Annotated in this window: 4 protein-coding genes and 2 pseudogenes; 2 read left to right on the top strand and 4 right to left on the bottom strand. The window is 67.4% G+C overall.

Features of this window, described 5'->3' with window-relative positions; genetic code table 11:
* Nucleotides 1-1,422, bottom strand: a 1,422-nt coding sequence (locus MJ777_RS15815; RefSeq protein ID WP_239377010.1) for an endonuclease Q family protein, incomplete at its 3' end; no start/stop codon positions are given.
* Here MJ777_RS15815 and MJ777_RS23165 point away from each other — a divergent pair.
* Nucleotides 1,368-2,507, top strand: a pseudogene (locus MJ777_RS23165) (D-alanyl-D-alanine carboxypeptidase family protein); the annotation flags it as partial. The gene MJ777_RS15815 and the pseudogene MJ777_RS23165 overlap by 55 nt on opposite strands.
* A 287-nt stretch (nucleotides 2,508-2,794) precedes the next feature.
* Here MJ777_RS23165 and MJ777_RS15810 read toward each other — a convergent pair.
* The 3 genes from MJ777_RS15810 to MJ777_RS15800 all read right to left on the bottom strand — a co-directional run bounded on the left by MJ777_RS15810 (nucleotide 2,795) and on the right by MJ777_RS15800 (nucleotide 5,491).
* A complete protein-coding gene (locus MJ777_RS15810; protein ID WP_239377009.1) occupies nucleotides 2,795-4,066 on the bottom strand; it encodes a YihY/virulence factor BrkB family protein in 1,272 nt (423 codons plus the stop codon).
* A gap of 195 nt (nucleotides 4,067-4,261) precedes the next feature.
* Complete coding sequence (locus MJ777_RS15805) at nucleotides 4,262-5,176, bottom strand: SDR family NAD(P)-dependent oxidoreductase (protein ID WP_239308629.1); 915 nt, start codon at nucleotides 5,174-5,176, stop codon at nucleotides 4,262-4,264.
* 27 nt (nucleotides 5,177-5,203) lie between these two features.
* Nucleotides 5,204-5,491, bottom strand: coding sequence for a ferredoxin (locus tag MJ777_RS15800; RefSeq protein WP_239308628.1), 288 nt, complete (start codon nucleotides 5,489-5,491; stop codon nucleotides 5,204-5,206).
* Between the two features lie 388 nt (nucleotides 5,492-5,879).
* On the opposite strand from MJ777_RS15800, the pseudogene MJ777_RS22760 reads away from it, so the two are divergent.
* Nucleotides 5,880-6,059 (top strand): annotated as a pseudogene (locus tag MJ777_RS22760) (helix-turn-helix domain-containing protein); the annotation flags it as partial.
* Nucleotides 6,060-6,200 lie beyond the last annotated feature (141 nt).

The following is a 6,200-nucleotide window of genomic DNA, read 5'->3' as shown; positions in this document are numbered from 1 at the left end:
CGGTAGGACCGACGGCGCCAGCGCGCTCCGCTTCGCACGCCGGGCGTTACCTCGCGCGCTACGGGTAGCGCCGGCCGGGCCACCGGCGTCCTTCGTCGCCTCCGGCCTGCCGCCCTCCGCGGTGGGTGTGCTGGGTGCAAGGTCGAACAGCGTGCCCGCGCGGGAGGCCAGTTCCTTCGGGTCGAACAGCCGGATGACCCCGTACTCGCCGTCATAGCCGGCGTCGCGGATCACCTCCTCCCGGCGCAGCCGCCGGATCGCCTCGACCAGCACGGACGAACCGACCTCGGCGATGGCGTCCAGCGGGACCTCACCAAGGATTGCCAGTTCCGGGCCGAGGCGGGCGGTAAGCGTGGTGACCTGCGCGGCTACCGCCTTGCTCTTCGGGCCGACCCCAAGGATCTCCCCGACGACCTCGGGCAACGCGACCAACGAGCGCACCTCTCCCGCGGTCGCCGGGCGCACCCCATCGCCGCGGTCGGCCAGCGCGTCCACGCGGTGCAGCACCCCGACGGTCAGTGGGCGCCCACACTGCGGGCAGCGGCCGTCGACCTCCCGGGTCTGGCTCGGTTCGAAACGCACTCCGCAGTTGCGGTGACCGTCAAGGTGGTACTTGCCCTCTTCCGGGAAGAACTCGATGGTGCCGGCGAACCCCTCCCCGCCACGCAGCGCCGCGCGGATCGCGAAGTAGTCGACATCGCAGGTGAACGCGGTCGCCTCCCGGCCGAGCATGGGCGGCGAGTGCGCGTCGGAATTGCTGACCAGCCGGAACCGGTCGAGCCCGGACACCCGCCAGAACATCGGCGGGTCCGCCGACAGGCCCGTCTCCAACGCGAAGATGTTGTCCGCGAGGTCGAGATAGCAGTCCTCGATCGCGTCGAAGCCGGATTTCGACCCGAGAACGGCGAACCAGGGGGTCCACACATGCGCCGGCACGAGGTAACAGCCCTCCCCCGCACCGAGCGTGATCTCCAGGAGGTCACGGGAGTCCAGCCCCAGGATGGGACGCCCGTCCGCGGCCAGATTGCCGATCTTCGCAAGACTCGCGGTGATCCGGCCAGCGGCGTCGGTGTCCGGGGCGTAGAGGAGATGGTGGACCTTGCGGGTCCGCTCCCCCCGCTTGTAGATCGTGGAGATTTCCGTGGACAGCATGAACCGGGTCGCCTGCTGGCAGGACGCGGGCAGCGTCCGCAGGACATCCGCCTCGAGGTCCGGACGCAGCCGGAACAGGCCGGGCTCGGCCGGCACGAGCTTGGTGGCGATCTCCTGCGACCATGCGGGATGGGTGAAATCGCCCGTACCGACCACAGCGATCCCCTTGCGTGCCGCCCACCAGGCCAGATGCTCCAGGTCGCAGTCCCGGCTGCATGCCCTGGAGTACTTGGAATGGATATGCAGATCTGCAAGAAAGCGTGAGTTCACAGAAATGTATGTTGTCGCATCGCCGCACCCGCACAGGCGGCTACCCCGCTGCACCGGCAGCGGGGCACGGATGGGACAGCACCCGTCCGGTAGCTCCGGGACCGCCGGGCCAGCCCCAGGTCGCGCAGATGGGCACTTTCATGATCCTACAATCAAAAAAACGGACCATGCGGCCCGAGCGCGGGAGCAGGCCAGCCACGAACCCCGCCGGCACGACACGGCGAGCCATCCACCCGCACCCAACAGTGACCGACAGTAATCTTCATCAGGTGCCTCTGACTCGCGAACGCCTGCGCACGGCACCTTCCGTCCTGCTGCTCGTTTCCCTGGTGACGGGGCTGACAGCCATGCTCCCGACCGCGGCGGGAGCCACCGCGGCGGGAGCCACCGCGGCACCGAGGCCAACCAGCACGAACCTCCTCGGCGGTCCGGAGCTGGCGAGCGATGCCGTCGTGGTCGGTCCGCGGGCCTCGTCGCAGCCTCCTGAAACCACCGCCGCGAGCTGGCTGATCGCCGACGCCGATAGCGGCGCGGTCCTGGCGGCTCGAGACGCCCACGGTCCCCACCTGCCGGCGAGCACGCTCAAAATCCTCACGGCGCTCGCGATACTGCCGCGGCTGTCACCAGCCCAGGAAGTGAAGATCAGCAGTGCCGCCGCGTCGGTCGACGGAACTCGGGTGGGTCTCGTCCCAGGTATGACCTATACGGTCGCGGAGCTCGCCACGGAAATGATCATCGCTAGCGGCAACGACGCCGCTGTCGCGCTCGCCGAAGCCGCTGGCGGCGCCGCCACCACGATCGCCCTGATGAACCGCACCGCGGCCGAACTGAACGCGCGCGACACGCAGGCCGGAGATCCGAGTGGCCTGGACGCACCCGGACAGCGGACATCAGCCTACGATCTTGCATTGCTGGGCCGGGCCGCGCTTGCCAGTCCCATAGTCAGCCGGTTCCTGACGATCCCGCGGGCGACCGTCCGCGGGCGGAGCGGCACATCGTTCCAGATCCAGAACCATAATGAGCTCCTCACCTCATATTCAGGAACCATCGGTGTCAAGAACGGCTACACCGCCGCGGCGGGAGCGACCTACATAGGCGCTGTCCGGCGAGGTGGCCACACCCTCATCCTCACGATGATGCGGGCAGCCCCCGCATATGCCGCGGAGGCCAAGGCGCTGCTCGACTGGGGATTCGCGAACGTCGATACAATCACCCCGATTGGGTATCTTGTCACGGAAAGCGATGAAATTCGCAATGTCGAAATGTTTCCAGCCGGGTCAATCGTGGACGGCTCGCGACCACTGATCGCTTCCAGCGCTGCCCCGGGCATCCGAAGCCGCAACGCTGTTGGGGACCGGAATTACCCAGGAAATCAGCCATGGCGGCGGGACAGCCACGACCGCGGGATAGGGACGGTGACGTGGATCGCCATCGCAATCACCTGCGCGGTGGGGCTGCTCACCCTACGCCGGCGGCTTGCCCGCCATCGCCTTTTCTCGGGCATCGGCACGTTCCCCGTCGGCACACCGCCCGGCATCGCGATCCGGCCGCCCCTGCCCTCCTCCGGCCCGGAAAACATCTCCGGATCCCGTGTCCGGCTGCTGCCTCCTCGACGAGGCGGGGACGAAAGCGGAAGCCCAGCAGCCGCTCGAGGCGTCGAGCCCGATGGCGGCCCAGCGCCATCCACCTCTCCGCCGGGAACGTTCCCGGCAGGAGCATCCGTACCGGGAACGGCTACACCGCCGGGGACATCCGTGCCGGCGCTATCCGTGCCGGCGGTATCCGTGCCGGCGGCAACCGCGGTACCCGACGGCGCGACATCGGAGGAATAAGGCGCGGTGACCGTCCACGCCGCGACCAGCAGCGTCCAGCGCATCATGATATTGATCCAAATCAACAAACCGACAATCACCGCGAACGTCCCGTAGACGGGGTTTCTGGTCGTCATGCCCACCAGCCAGGTCGCGAGGACCTTGAGGCCCTCCACCCCGATCGCGCCACACAGCGCCCCCCGCAACGCGCGGTCACGATCGGTGCTCAATGGCAACCAGAGAAACAGACAGAGGAAAAGCGCCACGTCCAGAGCCAGCGCGACGGCAACGGCGAGCAGCGAGGTCACCACCGCGGCCATGGTGCTGCCAGACAGCCCGATCCAGCTCAGGAACGTCCCTGACACCGATGTGGCAACGCTGGTCACCGCGATCGACACGAACCCGATAAGACCGAGCCCGGCCAGGACGCCGATATCTTTCAATCTGCGCGTCACCACATTGCCGACGTCTACCGGCTGGTGCCACATGATCCTGATCGCGTCCCGCAACGCGTCGATCCATGCCAGCCCGGCCAGCAGGAGACCGAACAGACCGAGCAGACCGACGCCGACCTTCGCGTTGCCGATGCTGGCGATGTCCAGCTTGTCCGCAAGCCCCGGCAGATAGTTGTTGATCTGTTTGGTCATCTCCCGCTGGACGTCCGGATAGGCATCAACCACGAAGCCCGCGATCGAGAAGGCCAGGGCGACCAACGGAAAGAACGACAGGAACGCGAAGTACGTCGCGGCGGCCGACAGGCGGTCGCCACCGTCAGCGGTATACCGGCCGTAGGCGCGGACAGCGTGGTCGACGCAGGGCCGATGCCGGCGCACGGCTCCCGCCGCACTGGACGCTTTTCGGGCACCGAAACGGACCGCTCTGATCGGATTGGCCACTGCTGCTCAGTACCCGCTCACGCCGCGGCTGTCACGCCGGGGCCTGCCCGGAGTTGACCCGCGGCCTCCTCTCAGCAGGCCTCAGCAGGCCCAATCGGTCCTGACCAAAGCCTAACCAAGGCCCAACCAGGCCTAAGCGGGCTGGTCGGACGCAGTGCCAGCCGGCGAACCGGGATGCTGCCCCGCGGCGCCGGCGTAGGCGGCCTGCTGGGCCAGTTCCCATCCCTCGGGGAACTGGATCGCGACCCGTCCCAGCGTGCCGCCATCCGTGCTCGGGAAGCAGACCCCGGACATGTAAGCGGACTCGTCGCTGGCCAGATAGAGCGCGGCGTAGGCGTTGTCGAGCAGGTTCGGTGGACGGCGCAGCTTCAGCGGCATCGGGGCGTGGTCCGGGTTCCAGGGTCCCATGACTTCCTCATAGGACTTGCCGAGCACCTCGGCGTCCGGAGGCAGACCGAAGTTGACGGACATGCCGTGGGTCGGGCAGATGGCGTTGACCCGGATGCCGTAGGCGCCTAGATCGAACGCGGCGCCCCGGACGAGCGCGTTCACCCCGCCCTTACTCGCGGTGTAGATCGTGAACCGCGGGTAGGCAGCCAGCGAGGAGGCCGATGACGTGACCACGATCGTCCCACCGCCGCCCTGCGCCTTCATCGCCCTCGCGGCGTGCTTGATAGCGAAAAAGACACCCTTGAGGTTCGTGTCATGGACATGTGTCCAGCTCTCCTCGGTGGTGTCCTCCAGCGCGACCGTTCCCTGGCCAGGCACCGTGACCCCGGCGTTGGCGAACATGACGTCCAGCCGGCCGAACTGCTCCACCGCGGCGGCCACCGCCGCGGCGACCTCGGTTTCCACCGTGACGTCGGTTCTGATGGCCAGCGCCTGGCCGCCCCGCTCACCGATCAGGTTCGCGACGTCCTTCGCCCGCCGTTCGATGATGTCGGTGACGACAACCGTGGCACCTTCACGGGAGAACAACAGCGCGCTCTCCCGGCCCAGACCCGACCCGGCGCCGGTGATGACGACAACTTTGTCTTCCAGTCGCACCTGAACTCCTCGGAAAAACGAAAGAGATTATTCGGATAATGAGATCGCGCGTTCAGGACAGGCCGCCGCCCCATCCCGCGCCTGCCGCTCAAGGCCCACGGACACCACCGCGTTCGCGATAGTGCAGTAGCCGGAATCGTCGAGCTGGTAGACATCCGGCCCGTCGGCGTTGCAGCGGCCGTGCCCGACACACAGCGAAGGATCAACCTGGACCCGCATACGGTCCTCCTCGGTGCAGGTGAGGCGTGCGGAGACGAGACAGCGGTGCCCGGCCGAACGCGCCGCCATCCGCCGGGAGCCCGGATCGCGCGTCATCGGCCTGCCACCGGCGCCGCGCCGGGCAGGGACGCGCGGTGCTCCCGGGGCCGCGGACAGCGATCAGATTCGGCAACGGCACCACCGGATCGGCGATCACACACCGCTCCCGGGCAACTGCCATACCCCGTGCCTCTTCTCATCCGGATGGCATATCCCGCCATCGAACTGTCGCACACCTCACAGTGGACAAATGATCATCAACTGTCAAGATATCGATGCTATCCAGAAGTGCCGGAAACGCCGCGGCCCAGGACGCCCAAAATGATCATCAACGCGGTCGGTCCGAGACGTTTTCCCGGCCGCCGGAGACCGTGCCGCCGGCTTGTTGATCGACCTGACGGACGGCCAGCCCGGCACGCGGGCACTGGTCGGTCATCATGGTTGAGTGACCCCGGATCCCCGCTCCCGACGCAGCTCGGCGACTGTCCGCTCGCTGGTCCTGGGCGCGGCTCGGGAGCTGTTCGATATGTACGGCTACGAACAGGTGAGCACCCGGGAGATTGCCGCCCGCGCTGGCGTGACCCAGGCGCTGGTGTTCCGGCACTTTGACACGAAGGCCAACCTGTTCGCCGAGGCCGTCTACCGGCCCTTCTATGACTTTGTCGCCGAGTATGTACGGCAATGGATCGAACGCGGGCATGGCACAAGGAGCGCCGAACAGACCACGCTGGACTTCGTCGGCGGACTTTACGGGTTACTTGTCAAC

This window comes from Protofrankia sp. Cj5 (assembly GCF_917627405.1).
GTDB lineage: Bacteria > Actinomycetota > Actinomycetes > Frankiales > Frankiaceae > Protofrankia.
The sequence above is the reverse complement of the archived record's forward strand: the minus strand, read 5'-3'. Positions and strand labels throughout refer to the sequence as shown.